The sequence below is a fragment of the Bartonella sp. AU55XJBT genome, assembly GCF_028618525.1.
The window spans coordinates 215,295-231,597 of the sequence record NZ_JAQITC010000001.1; the positions used below are offsets into that span (position 1 = coordinate 215,295).

At 39.2% G+C, this 16,303-nt stretch carries 12 protein-coding genes; 10 read left to right on the forward strand and 2 right to left on the reverse strand.

Features of this window, described 5'->3' with window-relative positions; genetic code table 11:
• The first annotated feature begins 160 nt into the window (after positions 1-160).
• From PVV70_RS00805 to lpdA, 3 genes are read left to right on the forward strand one after another with little or no spacing between them, the layout of a single operon-like run.
• Positions 161-3,160, forward strand: a complete 3,000-nt coding sequence (locus PVV70_RS00805; RefSeq protein ID WP_273757521.1) for a 2-oxoglutarate dehydrogenase E1 component — start codon at positions 161-163, stop codon at positions 3,158-3,160.
• Between the two features lie 32 nt (positions 3,161-3,192).
• Positions 3,193-4,404 (forward strand): 2-oxoglutarate dehydrogenase complex dihydrolipoyllysine-residue succinyltransferase, encoded by a 1,212-nt coding sequence (odhB, locus tag PVV70_RS00810; protein ID WP_273757522.1) that lies wholly within the window; start codon positions 3,193-3,195, stop codon positions 4,402-4,404.
• A gap of 31 nt (positions 4,405-4,435) precedes the next feature.
• Positions 4,436-5,842 (forward strand): dihydrolipoyl dehydrogenase, encoded by a 1,407-nt coding sequence (lpdA, locus tag PVV70_RS00815; protein WP_273757523.1) that lies wholly within the window; start codon positions 4,436-4,438, stop codon positions 5,840-5,842.
• A gap of 1,113 nt (positions 5,843-6,955) precedes the next feature.
• Here the strand turns inward: lpdA and PVV70_RS00820 are convergent.
• Positions 6,956-8,194 carry a saccharopine dehydrogenase family protein gene (locus PVV70_RS00820; protein WP_273757524.1) on the reverse strand — a complete coding sequence of 413 codons (1,239 nt, stop codon included), beginning with the start codon at positions 8,192-8,194 and terminating at the stop codon, positions 6,956-6,958.
• Between the two features lie 53 nt (positions 8,195-8,247).
• A complete protein-coding gene (locus PVV70_RS00825; protein WP_273757603.1) occupies positions 8,248-9,345 on the reverse strand; it encodes a carboxynorspermidine decarboxylase in 1,098 nt (365 codons plus the stop codon).
• 168 nt (positions 9,346-9,513) lie between these two features.
• Here PVV70_RS00825 and PVV70_RS00830 point away from each other — a divergent pair, with 168 nt between their 5' ends.
• The 7 genes from PVV70_RS00830 (at position 9,514) to mnhG (ending at position 16,295) form a co-directional block, all read left to right on the forward strand.
• The gene (locus tag PVV70_RS00830) at positions 9,514-10,011 is read left to right on the forward strand and encodes a BA14K family protein (RefSeq protein ID WP_273757525.1); all 498 of its coding nucleotides are present in this window, start codon (positions 9,514-9,516) and stop codon (positions 10,009-10,011) included.
• A gap of 232 nt (positions 10,012-10,243) precedes the next feature.
• Positions 10,244-13,165: a monovalent cation/H+ antiporter subunit A gene (locus PVV70_RS00835; RefSeq protein ID WP_273757526.1), complete on the forward strand. Its 2,922-nt coding sequence runs from the start codon at positions 10,244-10,246 to the stop codon at positions 13,163-13,165.
• A complete protein-coding gene (locus tag PVV70_RS00840) occupies positions 13,165-13,506 on the forward strand; it encodes a Na+/H+ antiporter subunit C (protein WP_273757527.1) in 342 nt (113 codons plus the stop codon). Before PVV70_RS00835 ends, PVV70_RS00840 begins: the two co-directional genes overlap by 1 nt.
• Positions 13,506-15,128, forward strand: a complete 1,623-nt coding sequence (locus tag PVV70_RS00845; protein ID WP_273757528.1) for a monovalent cation/H+ antiporter subunit D — start codon at positions 13,506-13,508, stop codon at positions 15,126-15,128. The genes PVV70_RS00840 and PVV70_RS00845 overlap by 1 nt, the downstream gene beginning before the upstream one ends.
• Positions 15,125-15,607: a Na+/H+ antiporter subunit E gene (locus PVV70_RS00850; RefSeq protein ID WP_273757529.1), complete on the forward strand. Its 483-nt coding sequence runs from the start codon at positions 15,125-15,127 to the stop codon at positions 15,605-15,607. Before PVV70_RS00845 ends, PVV70_RS00850 begins: the two co-directional genes overlap by 4 nt.
• On the forward strand, positions 15,607-15,888 hold the full coding sequence (locus PVV70_RS00855; RefSeq protein ID WP_273757530.1) for a K+/H+ antiporter subunit F: 282 nt from the start codon (positions 15,607-15,609) through the stop codon (positions 15,886-15,888). Before PVV70_RS00850 ends, PVV70_RS00855 begins: the two co-directional genes overlap by 1 nt.
• Positions 15,885-16,295: a monovalent cation/H(+) antiporter subunit G gene (mnhG, locus tag PVV70_RS00860; protein ID WP_273757531.1), complete on the forward strand. Its 411-nt coding sequence runs from the start codon at positions 15,885-15,887 to the stop codon at positions 16,293-16,295. Before PVV70_RS00855 ends, mnhG begins: the two co-directional genes overlap by 4 nt.
• Positions 16,296-16,303 lie beyond the last annotated feature (8 nt).

The window sequence follows — 16,303 nt, forward strand, 5'->3', positions numbered from 1 at the left end:
AATTTCACCTGAATTAAGAAAATTTTCTTAATTCAGGTGAAAGAAACTTGAGTATAAAAAGGTAAAACTTTTTTGAATGTTCGATTCCTCATCTGCTTTGTGAGCGTTTAAGGGTCGAAAAGAGATATAAGGAGACGGAATAGATGTTCCGGAGAGGTATATGGCAAGGCAGGACGAGATAAATAGTCTTTTTGCACAGACGTCATTTCTTTATGGTGGGAATGCGGATTATATAGATCAACTTTATGCTCAGTATGAAAAAGATCCCACCAGTGTTGATTCACAGTGGCGTGCTTTTTTTGAAGGCCTTCATGATAACAAAGAAGATGTTCTCAAAAATGCTGAAGGAGCAACGTGGCAGCGTGATAATTGGCCATTAAAGCCAGATGGTGAGTTGGTTTCTGCTCTTGATGGTGATTGGTCTTCTCTTGAAAAATATCTTGGTGATAAATTAAAAGAAAAAGCAGCAACAGGGGGTGCTCAAAAGGGAAAAACTTCCAGTGAACAAGATATTATTCGCGCAACACGTGATTCTGTTCATGCCATTATGATGATTCGTGCGTTTCGAGCTCGGGGGCATCTTCGGGCAAAGCTTGATCCTCTTCAATTGGCAGAAAAGCTAGAAGATTATAAAGAACTTTCTCCGGAAGCTTATGGTTTTACTCCTGCTGATTATGAACGTCCAATTTTTATTGATAATGTTTTAGGGTTGGAATATGCAACTATTCCGCAAATGCTTGAAATTCTCAATCGTACCTATTGTTCAACAATCGGTGTGGAGTATATGCATGTTTCTGATCCCGTCCAGAAAGCATGGCTTCAAGAGCGTATTGAAGGGCGAGATAAAAAAATTGTTTTCACACAGCAAAACAAGAAAGCTATCCTGAATAAGCTTATTGAAGCGGAAGGATTCGAACAGTTTTTAGACACGAAATATAAAGGGACAAAACGTTTTGGACTTGATGGTGGTGAGGCGCTGATTCCTGCCCTTGAACAGATCATTAAATGCGGTAGTGCTTTAGGCGTTCAGGAAGTTATTTTAGGAATGGCTCATCGTGGTCGTTTAAATGTTCTTTCACAAGTTCTCGCTAAGCCGCATAGAGCCATCTTTCATGAATTCAAAGGGGGATCTTATAAGCCAGATGATGTAGAGGGATCAGGTGATGTTAAATATCATTTAGGAACGACAGCTGATTTGGACTTTGATGGAAATAAAGTGCATTTATCGCTTGTGGCTAATCCTTCTCATCTTGAGATTGTTGATCCGGTTGTTATGGGAAAAGCACGTGCTAAACAAGATCAACTTGTGGGGCCTACGCACACTGATTCACTCCCATTAAGTGAGCGTTCAAAAGTATTGCCATTGCTTATTCATGGTGATGCTGCTTTTGCAGGACAAGGCGTTATCCAAGAAACTTTTGGTCTTTCTGGTCTTAAAGGTTATCGTGTTGCAGGCTCACTACATGTGATTATCAATAATCAGATTGGTTTTACAACGGCGCCACGTTTTTCACGTTCTTCCCCTTATCCATCTGATGTTGCAAAAATGATTGATGCTCCCATTTTCCATGTGAATGGTGATGATCCTGAAGCGGTTGTTTTTGTTGCTAAAATAGCAATGGAGTTTCGTCAAATTTTCCATAAACCGGTGGTCATCGACATGTTTTGTTATCGCCGTTATGGACATAATGAGGGCGATGAACCTTCCTTTACGCAGCCACTTATGTATAAGGCAATTCGTAATCATAAAACAACTCTTCAGCTTTATAGTGATCAATTGATCGCAGAAGGAGTAATTTCTTCAGAAGAGATTGAGCAACAAAAAAAATTATGGCGCGATAAACTTGAGGGTGAGTTTGAAGCAAGTGCTTCTTATAAACCTAATAAGGCTGATTGGCTTGATGGAAGCTGGACGGGACTCAAAGCTTTTAGTAATGCTGATGAGCAAAATTCTAGAACAACGGGTGTTGAATTAAAGACTTTAAAGGAAATTGGTCAGAAACTTGTCGAAGTTCCAGAAAATTTTCATGTTCATAAAACGATACAGCGTTTTTTAAACAATCGTGCTAAAATTTTTGAAACTGGTGAGAGCGTTGACTGGGCAACCGCTGAGGCTCTCGCTTTTGGTTCACTTTGTTTAGAAGGAGCGCCGGTTCGTCTTTCCGGTGAAGATGTTGAAAGGGGGACTTTTTCACAACGTCATTCAGTTCTTTATGACCAAGAAAATGAAGCGCGTTATATTCCTTTGAATCATTTACAAAAGGGGCAAGCGCTTTATGAAGTTGTTAATTCTATGCTTTCTGAAGAAGCTGTTCTTGGTTTTGAATATGGATATTCTCTTGCTGAACCACGAAGATTAATACTTTGGGAAGCACAATTTGGTGACTTCTCTAATGGTGCACAGGTTATTTTTGATCAATTTATTTCATCTGCAGAGCGTAAATGGCTTCGTATGTCTGGTCTTGTGTGCTTATTGCCTCATGGTTTTGAAGGACAAGGACCAGAGCATTCTTCTGCACGTTTAGAGCGGTTTCTTCAGCTTTGTGCGGAAGATAATATGCAGGTTGCTAATTGTACAACCCCTGCAAATTATTTTCATATTTTGCGTCGACAAATTAAGCGTGATTTTCGTAAGCCATTAATTCTAATGACACCTAAATCGCTTTTGCGTCATAAGCGGGCTGTTTCTCTTCTCAATGAAATGGGACCAGAAACGAGTTTCTGTCGTGTATTGCTTGATGATGCAGAATGTCTCAAGGATTCTGTCGTGAAGTTGCAGAAAGATAATAAAATTCGCCGTGTCGTTCTTTGTACAGGAAAGGTTTATTACGACCTTTATGAAGAACGTGAAAAAAAGGGTATCGATGATGTTTATCTTCTTCGTGTTGAACAGTTGTATCCTTTCCCTGCAAAAGTTTTGGTGAATGTGTTATCGCGCTTTTTGCAGGCAGAAGTTTTTTGGTGCCAAGAAGAGCCAAAAAACATGGGGGCTTGGTCATTTATTGAGCCTTATTTGGAATGGGTTTTGACGCATATTAATGCGCAATATTCACGTGCTCGTTATGCAGGACGTCCGGCGAGTGCGTCACCGGCCTCTGGGTTAATGGTGAAACACCTTGAACAACTGGCTGCGTTTCTTAAAGACGCGTTAGGTTCTTAATTTGTTACTACTCTGATGTATGGAAAAATATTATGACTACTGAAATCCGTGTTCCTACTTTGGGCGAATCGGTTACTGAAGCAACGGTTGGCAAATGGTTTAAAAAACTTGGCGAAGCTGTCGCTATGGATGAGCCTTTGGTTGAATTAGAAACTGATAAGGTAACCGTTGAAGTTCCTTCTCCTGTTGCTGGGAAATTATCTGAAATCATCGCCAAGGAAGGCGATACGGTTGAAGTGAATGCTCTTTTAGGAGCGGTGGAAGCTGGCGAAGCTGGTGTTACCCAATCATTTTCACCTTCTGCGACATCTGTTCCAGTAGCTTCATCTGAATCGGAAAAACTGGCTTCAAGCAGTACTATGCCTCCTTCACCTTCAGCAACAAAATTGATGGTTGAAAATAATATAGCAAAAAGTGATATTGTAGGTTCTGGAAAACGTGGACAAATTCTTAAAGAAGATGTTCTTGGTGGATTAGAACAAAGAACAAAAACGCCTACACCTTCTTCTTCTGCAACAGGTTCTTCAGTGATTCCTGTTCCAGAGACACGTGAAGAGCGGGTTCGTATGACGAAATTGCGTCAAACAATTGCTCGTCGTCTTAAAGATGCGCAAAATGTAGCAGCAATGTTAACCACATTTAATGAGGTTGATATGTCGGCGGTGATGGATTTGCGCAAGCGTTATAAAGATCTTTTTGAAAAGAAACATGGCGTTAAACTTGGTTTTATGGGATTTTTTACCAAAGCTGTTTGTCATGCATTAAAAGAACTTCCTGCTGTTAATGCCGAAATTGATGGAACAGATATTGTTTACAAAAACTATGTCAATGTTGGAATTGCTGTTGGAACGGATAAAGGGCTTGTCGTTCCAGTGGTGCGTGATGCAGATCAAATGTCATTGGCAGAAATTGAAAAGGAGATTGGCCGTTTGGGACGTCTTGCGCGTGATGGGAAATTAGCCGTTTCTGATATGCAAGGTGGAACTTTTACCATTACTAATGGTGGTGTGTATGGATCGTTGATGTCAACACCGATTTTGAATGCACCACAATCTGGTATTTTGGGAATGCATGCGATTAAAGAACGTGCAATGGTTGTCGAAGGCCAAGTTGTCATCCGCCCCATGATGTATTTAGCGCTTTCTTATGATCACCGTATTGTGGATGGGCAAGAAGCTGTAACTTTCCTTGTGCGTGTTAAGGAAAGCTTAGAAGATCCGGAACGCCTTGTTCTTGATTTGTAAAATACAGTTTTCAGGATGAAAGGAGAAACGGATGTCTTATGATGTGGCTGTGATCGGAGCGGGTCCAGGTGGTTATGTAGCAGCAATAAAGGCGGCACAACTAGGGCTTAAAGTAGCTATTATTGAAAAACGTACAACATTAGGGGGAACATGTCTCAATGTTGGTTGTATACCTTCTAAAGCGTTATTGCACGCTTCAGAAGTGTTTGCTGAAACCCAGCATGGTTTTGAAACGCTTGGGATTTCTATTGGTAAATCTAAACTTAACCTTGAACAGATGATGGTTCATAAGAAAGCCGTGGTGACAGCTAATACAAGCGGTGTTTCTTTTTTGATGAAAAAAAATAAAGTTGATACTTTTTTTGGAACAGCTAAAATTTTGGGTGCGGGTCATGTGGAAGTTGTTGCTAGAGATGGTCATAAACAAACGATTGAAACAAAAAATATTATTATTGCTACGGGTTCAGAGAGTTCAAGCATTCCAGGGGTGAATGTTGAAATTGATGAAAAGACGATTGTTTCTTCGACGGGAGCTCTTTCACTTGAAAAAGTACCAGCGCGTATGATTGTGGTTGGTGCTGGTGTCATTGGTTCAGAACTTGGGTCAGTTTGGAGCCGTTTAGGGGCTAAAGTGACCATTATTGAGTATCTTAATAAAGTTTTGGGCTCAATGGATGGTGAAGTCTCACGTCAATTTCAAAAGTTAATGGAAAAACAGGGGATTGAATATAAAACGGGTGCAAAGGTAACAGCCATTACACAATCTGGCTCAACGGCTCAGGTGAGTTTTGAATCTGTTAAAGGTGGTGAATCTGAAACCTTAGAGGCTGATGTTGTGCTTATTGCGACTGGGCGTTCTCCGTATACGGAGGGGCTTGGCTTGAGAGAGGTTGGTGTTCAGTTAGATGAACGCGGATTTATTGGAATTGATGCCCATTGGCAGACGAATATTCCAGGAATTTATGCGATTGGTGATGTCGTAAAAGGGCCAATGCTAGCGCATAAAGCAGAGGAAGAAGGCGTCGCGGTGGCAGAAATTTTGGCAGGTCAAAAAGGGCATGTTAACTTTGATGTTATTCCTAGTGTCGTTTATACACAGCCGGAAATTGCGAGTGTAGGAAAGACAGAAGAAGAACTGAAAGCAGCCGGTATTGAATATAATGTTGGAAAATTTCCTTTTATGGCTAATGGTCGTGCACGCGCGATGCAGAAGAGTGATGGGTTTGTTAAAATCCTTGCTGATAAAAAAACAGATCGGGTTTTGGGGGGGCATATTCTTGGATTTGGTGCTGGTGAAATGATCCACGAAATTGCAGTTTTAATGGAATTTGGTGGTTCATCAGAAGATCTAGGCCGCTGTTGTCATGCGCATCCTACCTTATCAGAAGCAGTCCGTGAAGCAGCTTTAGCAACATTTGCTAAACCGCTTCATATTTAAAAAGCTTTTCAAAAGTACATTTTAAAAGGTCAAAGAGGACAGTAAATATTTGTGAAGCATGCAACAACATTTGAGAGAGAAAAACAATCGTATGAGGTGTTCCACTTAATTTGTTGTGTGCTTCTCAATAATTACAGTTTCAAATTTCAGTTGTGCTGTTTTAATTGATTATCTTGTTGTGCACACGCGTTTAAAGCGGTGGTATTTAGTCTATCTCTAGTTTTTATGGGGGGTATCCCTGTTATAAAATTTTGGGATAGGATTCTCAGCCTATTTGCGTGCTGTTTTTTAAGGAAACATCTCTCAAAGCTCTCAAATCTATTTCGCGATAGTGTGCTCGTGAAGGGTATAACTGTAAGGCTCTTCGTGAAGTATATAAAATCCATTATACACCACTATCTTTATGATTAATAAAAGATATAAGTCGGTGCCATAAATTATATTTACGAGCCTTCAATTATACAATTTTTGGTTATTTGAAAGCGTTTATAAGAGGTATTTTTTCTTTTCTTGCTCTTTTATTTACACGGACCTCTTCCGCTTGTGACATGTGGAAAAAATGGTTTTGATTAATTCAATATAAATAGATTTGTCATGAGAAAATTCTATAAGTATGAAGCTCTTATTCAATGTGCACAACAATAAATTATACTTACAATTTATATTTAGAGCAAAGTTTTCTTATAGAGCTGTATGAAGTGGAAAGCCAAGCGGTCTTTTTTCAAAGAAAGCAGATTGTTTAATGATTGGTGCGGGTTAAGGGTCTTTATTTTTTTAAGATGAAACGGGTGCTAAATATTTTGAAAAATACCACCTTTTAAGGTGGTATTTTTATATCTTTTGTTGAGGCACTCTCTAAGGACAATAGCAGATCATACAGTATGATTAAGTTAGTTTTTGCCTCTTAGTTCTTTTTAATCGTTGCTTGCTCTGTCTTAAAAAGATGGTCTGGATCTTCTTTCAAGTTTTTAAGAAATTCCAATGTTGCCAAAATATAACCAATAGCTAAAATTTTTGAAAAAACATAATTTCATAAGAATATTCAGTTTATTTTCATTGGGCAGTTTTGCAATAATTTTAAAAACCAGACCTATGTTTTCTATAGGGATAAATTTAAAACTGTAATTTTTTATCCTCTTGTTGTTCTCTTATAAAGGTGGAAAGCCCCATATGATCAAGATATTTTAGGAAAGGATGGGGGGGTAATTCTTCTACATTGACCATCGTTTTAACATCCCATTCGCCTGTGGCAATAAGAAGGGCAGTTGCGGCTGCTGGTACACCAGCTGTATAGGAAATACCTTGTGCTCCTGTTTCATGAAAAGCTTGTTTGTGATCGGCTACGTTATAGATAAAAATTTCTTTTGGTTTTCCATCTTTTTCGCCTTTGATCAGATCTCCGATACAGGTTTTTCCTGTGTAGTCTGGAGCAAGAGAGGAGGGGTCAGGTAAGACAGCTTTTACAACTTTTAAAGGGACGACTTCTTGTCCTTCTGCGGTTTTAATGGGCTGTTCGGATAAGAGACCAAGATTTTTCAAAACGGTAAAAACAGTGATATAACGATCACTAAATCCCATCCAGAAGCGGACATTTTGGACATCAAGATTTTTGGAAAGTGAATGAATTTCATCATGTCCTGTCATATAGGCTTTTTGTTTTCCGACAACGGGAAGATCCCATTCATGGCTGACTTCAAACATTTTATTGGAAGTCCATTTTTTATTTTGCCATGACCATACTTGTCCTGTAAATTCTCGGAAGTTAATTTCTGGATCAAAATTTGTAGCAAACCAACGCCCATGATTTCCAGCATTAATATCAATAATATCGATATCTGTGATTTTATCAAAATAACATTTATGAGCCAATGCAGCATAAGCATTAACGACACCTGGATCAAAGCCGGCACCCAAAATAGCGGTGATACCGGCTTGTTCACATTCTTGACGTCGTGGCCATTCATAATTGCCATACCAAGGAGGAGTTTCACAAATTTTAAGAGGATCTTCGTGTATGGCAGTATCGATATAAGCGCATTTGGTTTCAATACAGGCTGAAAGAACAGACATATTAAGAAAGGCAGAACCAACATTAATGACAATTTCACATTTGGTCTTTTGGATGAGCTTTACAGTTTCTTCTACATTCATGGCATTAAGCATATGGCTTTTGAGAACACCTTGTTCTTTCATTGCGTTTTTTTCTTTAATGGAAGCAATGATGGCTTCACATTTTTTCAGTGTTCGTGAAGCGATATGAATTTCACCAAGAATATCGTTGTTTTGAGCACATTTGTGTGCAACAACTTGTGCAACACCTCCAGCACCAATAATGAGAACGTTTTTTTTCATTGTAGGTTCATCTCCTTTTTAATACTGTTGTATGACGTTTTTTATGGTTATCTTTATGAAAGGCTTGTCCGATAGTCATTGTAGCTAAATTGGCGTTGCAGCGTTAATGTACCATCGCACTCTTTGAGAACAATAGCAGGCATTGTTACACCATTAAACCAATTTTTCTTGACCATTGTATAACCTGCTGCATCTTGAAAAGACAGTCTGTCGCCTATTTTAAGAGGTTTTTGAAACTGAAATGTTCCAAAAATATCGCCAGCAAGACAGGATTTTCCGCAGATCATAATTTCGTGTTCTCCTTGATTGAGGTCTAATTTGGCATTTTCACGGTAAATGAGAAGATCAAGCATATGTGCTTCGATTGAGCTATCGACGATGGCAAGATTCTTTTCATTATATAATGTGTCAAGAACACTGACTTCTAAAGTGGTGCTTTTGGTGATGGCGGCTTCTCCTGGTTCTAGAAAAAGAGTGACACCATGGGCTTTGGAAAATTGCTTTAGGCGCTCTGCGAAAGCTTCTAGAGGATAATTTTCAGCTGTAAAATGAATTCCACCACCAAGGCTTATCCAATCTACGGCAGAAAAAAGTTCTGAAAACTTTTCTTCCATGCACCCGAGCATTTGATTAAAAAGATTAAAGTCAGCATTTTCGCAATTGTTATGGATCATCAAGCCGTTGATGAGAGGTAGAACTTCTTTAATAGCACTTTGGCTCGTTTCTCCTAAGCGACTAAAAGGGCGCGATGGATTGGCAAGATCAAAATTGGATGCACTTATTCCTGGATTTAATCTTAGACCTCGTTGAATGGCTTTTGTTGCATCAGAAAAGCGTTGAAGTTGCTGGATTGAGTTAAAGATAATTTTATCTGCATAACCACAGGCTTCATCAATCTCGTGATCAGCCCAAGCAACTGAATAGGCATGGGTTTCTTTGCCAAATTTTTCTCTTCCTAAACGCAGTTCATAAAGGGATGATGAGGTGGTTCCATCCATGAACTCAGACATTAAATCAAAAACACTCCACGTGGCAAAACATTTCAAAGCAAGCAAAACTTTTGCTCCTGACATTTCTCGCAACTGAGAAATTATTTGCATATTTTTGATGAGTTTCGATTTGTCTATAAGGTAGTAGGGGGTTTTTATCATCATTTATTCATTCTTTTTTTGAAGGATCTTATTCTTGAGATCAGCGTTTAGTACAAAGAGTAACAGAATGTCTCAAGAAAAAAGAGTCTTAAGAAAAGAATCTGTTTCTGTCTAGCAATAGAAAAGCTTTCTGTAACGGCTGTTGTTTATTGGTTTGAGTTTTGCGTTATGCGTATGAAAAAAAAATTATATTATGCTTTAGCTTTTGTATTTATGAGCAGTCTTTTCATTATAACAACTGCTCTTGTTCATTTGGGGCAAAATAGAGGTGATGCTAAAGCCAAACTGGTCTCTCAAACCGCTGTCCAAGAGAGTTCGGTGCCTTTGATTTTTACGGGACGTAGAGAACTTAATGGTTTTAAGGGTTATCATCATTATCGGCGTGGTTATGTTAAGTATAAAGATAATTGGTGGTATCCTGAAGCGGCTTTTGTTACATCATCACACTTAAGCACAAAAGGCGCATCATTAAAAGTTGTATCAGATGCTAACAGAGTGTTTTTAACGTCTTCTTTAGAAAATCCAGAAAAAAAAGAGCCATGGATGCTTAAACAACATATTGAATCTTGTCGTGCCCGTTATCGCTCTTATAATCAAAATAATAATAGTTTTCAGCCTTTTCATGGTCCTCGTAAACAGTGTTTATCACGCTTTTTTAGAAGATAGAAATGCTTAAATAAAATTTTAATTGCTTCTTGTCGTGGGCGTTATTGTTCTTACAATAAAAAGAAAGCTTTTGTGGTGTACAGCATTTCTGTGCAAGCATTATTTTTTGAAAAATTTAAATGCTTTTAAGTTTTATTAAATCTTATTATCATTAAGTGTGGAATGGGGGGTGAGAATATAAATTTTTGTTTTGTCAATGACAAAATATTAAAGGCAGGATGGAGCGGCAAGAATGACAACACGGGAAGCAATGTTGATATTGCTCATTTTGCTTCCCTTTTGTGGAAGTGCTGTTATTAGCTTTTTTCGTTCGACAGCAAAAAATAATGAAGCGTGGTTTGCTGGGGGCATTGCTCTCTTTAGTCTTCTTTTTACAATCATGCTTTATCCGGCAATTCGTGGCAATCATATTATCCGTTTAAATATTTCCTGGCTCCCAGAATGGGGAGGTGATTTGATCCTCCGGATGGATGGTCTGTCGTGGCTTTTTTGCTTACTCATTACAGGAATTGGGGTGCTTGTCGTTGTTTATGCCCGTTATTATATGGATCCTGCAGATTCTGTACCACGATTTTTTTCTTTTTTTCTAGCCTTTATGGGTTCAATGACAGGGATTGTTTTATCAGGTAATCTCGTGTTTTTGGTTGTTTTCTGGGAACTCACCAGTATTTTTTCTTTTTTGTTGATTGGTTACTGGTATCATAATGCGAGTGCGCGTGAAGGGGCGCGTATGGCTTTAACGATTACAGGTTTTGGTGGTTTTGCCCTTTTTATTGGAGTTTTATTGATTGGGTATATCGTTGGTAGTTTTGATCTGGATAAAATTTTGCAATCTGGAGATGTGATCCGATCAAGTTCGCTTTATATCCCCGCCCTTATTTGTATTTTATTGGGTGGATTAACAAAAAGTGCACAATTTCCTTTTCATTTTTGGTTGCCCAATGCAATGGCAGCTCCAACGCCTGTATCGGCTTATTTGCATTCAGCAACCATGGTAAAAGCTGGGTTGTTTTTGCTGGTTCGTTTATGGCCTGTGCTTTCTGGGACAGAGTCTTGGTTTTGGCTGGTTGGCTTTTCAGGACTCTCAACACTTCTTCTTGGGGCTTATTGTTCTATGTTTCAGCAAGATTTAAAGGGGTTGCTTGCTTATTCAACAATTAGTCATCTTGGATTGATTACGACACTTTTAAGCCTTGGGAGTCCTCTTGCATGTGTTGCAGCGATTTTTCATATGGCCAATCATGCTACTTTTAAAGCTTCTTTATTTATGGCCGCTGGCATTATTGATCACGAAACGGGAACTCGTGATATGCGTAAGCTGACAGGTCTTTATCGCTCTATGCCGATTACAGCGACTCTTGCTTTAGTCGCAAGTGCGGCGATGGCTGGTGTTCCTTTGCTCAATGGTTTTTTATCGAAAGAAATGTTTTTTGCTGAAGCCGTTGAAACACATATGGAATCATGGCTTGATTGGATTGCTCCTTATGTGGCAACGCTTGCTAGCTTGTTTAGTGTGACCTATTCTATACGCTTTATTCATGGTGTCTTTTGGGGACCAAAACCTCATACATTACCTAAAACTCCGCATGAACCCCCCCATTTTATGCGTTTACCTATGGAACTTTTGGTGTTTATCTGTTTGGCTGTTGGTATTTTTCCTAATTTAACAATTGGGCCTATTTTAGATAATGCTGTTGTGTCTGTTTTAGGACCTATGACGATTTCTTATAGCTTGGCTGTTTGGCATGGGGTTAATACGCCATTAATGATGAGTTTGGTAGCTTTATTCGGGGGGAGCTTGCTCTATATTGCTGGGCGGCGTTATTTTTTATCTTGTGATGATGGTGCTCCTTTTTTTCGTCATTTGAAAGGACTGCGTATTTTTGAACGTATTCTTGTGATTATTTCTTGGAAATGGGCGCGTGCGGTGGAATCTGTTTTATCAACGCGCCGCTTGCAAATCCAGTTGCACTGGATTTTTGCTGTGTGTTTTATTTTTGTTGGTCTTTTGCTTTGGCGTGATGGTTTCATTACACTAGGAAGGTTACCGCTTTTTCCACTTGATATTCCTTTTCTCGCGTTGTGGTTGGTTGGTGGATTGTGCGCGCTTTTAGTCGCTTGGCAAGCAAAGTTTCATCGTCTTGCATCACTCATGCTTTTGGGGGGAGCAGGTTTGATGACGTGTGCAACCTTTTTATGGCTTTCTGCGCCCGATTTGGCTATAACGCAATTGGTTGTTGAAGTGGTAACTGCTGTCTTATTATTGCTCGGTTTGCGTTGGTTGCCTAAGCGTGTGCATAATCCTGCTCCAACGTCTGTTCATTTTGGGGTGCGTTTACGTCGTACCCGTGATTTCATCATAGCAATTATGGGAGGCGCTGGTGTTGCATGGCTCTCTTTTGCGATGATGACACGTCCTCAAGGAAAAACAGTTTCTAATTTTTTTCTGAAAAATGCTTATTCTGGTGCCGGTGGTCGCAATGTTGTGAATGTATTGTTGGTTGATTTCCGCGGTTTTGATACGATGGGAGAAGTTGTTGTTTTGGGGGTTGTTTCTTTGACTGTTTTTGCTCTTTTGCGTCGATTCCGCCCTGCTCCTGAAAGTATTGATGCACCGTTTCAACAACGTGTTCAGGAAGCTTTTGATAAAGTACAGCCGGATCGAAATGTGGGGGATACAGTGTTGAATTATCTGGATATTCCTTCTGTTATTATGGGGTGGCTCTTTTCTGTTATTATCGCTTTTTCTTTTTATTTATTCGTGCGAGGGCATGATCTTCCAGGAGGGGGATTTGTTGGTGGGGTGACTTTAGCGATAGGCTTTATTTTGCAGTATCTTGCACGGGATATTCGTTGGGTGGAAAATCATTTAAAAGTTTTGCCTTTACGCTGGATGGGCTTTGGCTTATTGCTATCGGTTGTAACGGGAACAGGGGCTTTGTTTTTTGGGTATCCTTTTTTAACATCATTTTTCCAATATATTCATGTGCCATTGATTGGAAAGGTTCCTATAGCATCTGCCTTTTTGTTTGATTTTGGTGTGTTTTCTCTTGTGTTGGGAGCGACGATTCTCATTTTAATTGCACTGGCACATCAATCAATACGGAGTTACCGAATTGGTAAAAACCCTGCTTTAAAAGAGAAGGAAAATTAATGGAAATTATTCTTTCTTTGGCTATTGGTGTTCTTGTCGGATCTGGAATTTGGCTCATTTTGCGTCCCCGAACTTTTCAAGTCATTCTCGGTTTTTCTTTAATATCCTATGGTGTCAATCTTTTCATATTTGCAATGAGTAGACCACGGAGTAATGCAGCGCCAATTGTTGATCCTACAATGATTATCAATCCGGCAAATTATGTTGATCCTCTTCCACAGGCTTTGGTTTTAACTTCGATTGTGATCGGTTTTGCAACGACAGCTCTCTTTTTGGTTATCTTGTTGGTTTCGCGCGGTTTAACAGGTTCAGATCACGTTGATGGACGTGAGGTACAATAATGGAAGTTTTTGTTCATCATCTTCTTATATTGCCTATTCTTTTGCCGTTAAGTATTGGAGCACTTCTTCTTTTTTTTGATGAACGCCGTGCAAAATTGAAATCACTCATCAGTATTTTTTCTGCTGGATTGCTCGTTGTTGTTGCTGTTTTATTGGTGAGGCGTGCTCTTGAAGTTGCACCAACTGTGGATGTTTATCGGCTTGGTAATTGGCCTTCTCCTTTTGGTATTGTTTTGGTGCTGGATCGCTTGAGTGCTATGATGCTTTTTCTTTCTAGCTTGTTAACTACTGCGGCATTGGTTTTTGCGCGCGCGCATTGGTATAAAGCGGGTTCTCATTTTCAATCATTGATGCAATTTTTCATGGTTGGAATAAACGGTGCTTTTTTAACAGGTGATTTATTTAATTTATTTGTATTTTTCGAAGTGATGTTAACAGCTTCTTATGGCCTTGCTTTGCATGGTTCTGGTCCATTGCGTGTGCGTGCAGGGTTGCATTATGTCGTGGTTAATCTGGTTGCTTCCTTGTTTTTTCTCGTTGGGGCGGCGCTCATTTATGGAATCGTGGGTACGCTCAATATGGCAGATTTAGCTGTAAAAATAAAACAGATAGCCTCAACGGATATTGTTTTATTCGAAATAGGCGCGGCGTTTTTGGGAATTGCTTTCTTAATTAAAGCAGGGGCGTGGCCATTGAATTTTTGGTTAATACCAACTTATAGTGCAGCAGTAGCGCCTGTGGGAGCTTCTTTTGCACTTTTAAGCAAAGTTGGTATTTATATTATTTTACGTTTAACATTGTTGTGGTTTGGACCTGAAAGTGCACATTTTAACCATTTTGGTCAAACGGTTTTGTTTTATGGTGGGCTTGCCACTATGGCTTTTGGTTTTGTTGGGGTGTTGGCAAGTCAAGTCTTGGTACGTTTGGCAGCTTATAGTGTTTTGGTTTCTTCTGGGACATTGTTGACAGCAATTGGGATCGGCAATACAGCACTGATTGCAGCGGCACTCTTTTATATTGTTTCCTCAACTTTGGCACTGGGTGCTTTTTTTCTTTTGGTGGAATTGGTTGAACGCTGTCAAGATGTGGCAGCCAATGTTTTGACGGTTACAATGGAAGTCTATGGGGATGATGAAGAGGAGGAAGAAGATGAAGTAGGGACTTATTTACCGGTAACTTTAGCAATTCTTGGGGCTTGTTTTGGTCTTTGTGCACTTTTGATTGTTGGTATGCCTCCTTTTTCTGGTTTTGTTGCTAAATTTATGATGTTTGTGGCACTCTTAAACCATAGTAAAGAAAATATTTCTCCCTCTCTACCCGTTTATCACGATTGGCTTTTTATGATTTTTGTCACGTTATCTGGGTTTGCCGCTTTGATTGCGATGACACGAACGGGCATTCGAACTTTTTGGGTTTCTCTTGAAGGGAGAATTCCACGGGTGCAGGTGATTGAATTTGCACCTGTTGCTGTTCTTCTTGCTTTGTGTTTTCTGATTACAATTGTCGCTGGTCCTGTTAGTCGTTATATGTTTGAAACAGCGAAAGGCTTGTATGAACCTCAAAATTATATTGGTAGCGTTTTAGATGATTCTTCTCTTGAAAACAGGGGGATGCATCAGTGAAATATTATTATTTTTTCCCTTTTTCTAGCGTGGCAATTATTTTTATGTGGCTGATCTTAAATGGTTTTAATTTTGGTCAGTTGCTTTTAGGCGTTATCATTGCTTTGTTTGGGGGCTGGATGATGCGGCTTCTTGAGCCGGAAAAAATAACTATTAAAAGTTGGCGTGCCGTTTTTCAGCTGTCTTTTCGTGTGTTTATTGATTCTATCATTTCAAATATTGCTGTGGCTTGCTTCGTTTTAACCAAAAGATCTCGAAAACAGCAGTCTGGTTTTATTGTGGTACCTATTTCGCTTGAAAGTCGCACAGCTTTAGCTGTTTTGGCATGTATTCTTTCAGCAACTCCAGGGACTGTTTGGATTGCCTATAATAGAAAGAATAGTGAACTTTTGCTTCATGTCTTAAATTTTAAAAATGGATATGATTACCAAAAATTGATCAAAAAACGCTATGAGCAATTACTTTTGGAGATTTTTTAATGAGTATGGTGATCCTTTATTGGGGGCTTTATCTCTCGCAGTTTTTTTTAAGTTTAGCAATGATTTTCGCACTGTTTCGATTGATTCGTGGTCCACGAGCACAAGATCGGATTGTCGGATTGGATGCCCTTTATATAATTACTATTCTTTTGTTTCTGACCTTTGATATTCGTTCAGGAACAACCATTTATTTTGTGGCAGCTCTTATTATTGGCCTATTGGGTCCTGTATCAAGTATTGCATTGGCAAAATTTCTCATGCGGGGGGAGATTATTGAATGAAGGATGATGTATCGCTTGTTGTTGCACTTGCTGTTACGGTTTTTTTAATCTTAGGATCTGGTCTCACACTGATTGGAACGATAGGGCTCGTGCGTCTCCCCACGTTTTATAAGCGTTTACATATGCTTTCGTTGAGTACAAGCTGGGGTGCTGGTAGTATTCTTATTGCGTCGTTTCTTTATTCAACTTTTGTAGATCATCATTTTGTTTTTCATGAATTTTTGTTAATGACTTTTTTATTTGTAACAATACCGGTTGCTTCTATGTTGGTATCACAGGCAGCGGCTTATCGACACTATTCAGAAAATAAATTAAAAAAACCGCTGGCCCTTTTATCACGTCAGATGGAAAAACAAACATCCGCTTCAGAAGAAATATCAGGTGATACGAGCCAGAGCGATTTTTAAGATACAAT

Bases quoted from the DNA above. Each gene is read 5' to 3' on its own strand.
- PVV70_RS00805 (WP_273757521.1), top strand. From the start codon at position 161: ATGGCAAGGCAGGACGAGATAAATAGTCTTTTTGCACAGACGTCATTT.
- PVV70_RS00840 (WP_273757527.1), top strand. From the start codon at position 13,165: ATGGAAATTATTCTTTCTTTGGCTATTGGTGTTCTTGTCGGATCTGGA.
- PVV70_RS00835 (WP_273757526.1), top strand. From the start codon at position 10,244: ATGACAACACGGGAAGCAATGTTGATATTGCTCATTTTGCTTCCCTTT.
- odhB (WP_273757522.1), top strand. From the start codon at position 3,193: ATGACTACTGAAATCCGTGTTCCTACTTTGGGCGAATCGGTTACTGAA.
- PVV70_RS00825 (WP_273757603.1), bottom strand. From the start codon at position 9,345: ATGATAAAAACCCCCTACTACCTTATAGACAAATCGAAACTCATCAAA.
- mnhG (WP_273757531.1), top strand. From the start codon at position 15,885: ATGAAGGATGATGTATCGCTTGTTGTTGCACTTGCTGTTACGGTTTTT.
- PVV70_RS00820 (WP_273757524.1), bottom strand. From the start codon at position 8,194: ATGAAAAAAAACGTTCTCATTATTGGTGCTGGAGGTGTTGCACAAGTT.
- PVV70_RS00830 (WP_273757525.1), top strand. From the start codon at position 9,514: ATGCGTATGAAAAAAAAATTATATTATGCTTTAGCTTTTGTATTTATG.
- lpdA (WP_273757523.1), top strand. From the start codon at position 4,436: ATGTCTTATGATGTGGCTGTGATCGGAGCGGGTCCAGGTGGTTATGTA.
- PVV70_RS00855 (WP_273757530.1), top strand. From the start codon at position 15,607: ATGAGTATGGTGATCCTTTATTGGGGGCTTTATCTCTCGCAGTTTTTT.
- PVV70_RS00845 (WP_273757528.1), top strand. From the start codon at position 13,506: ATGGAAGTTTTTGTTCATCATCTTCTTATATTGCCTATTCTTTTGCCG.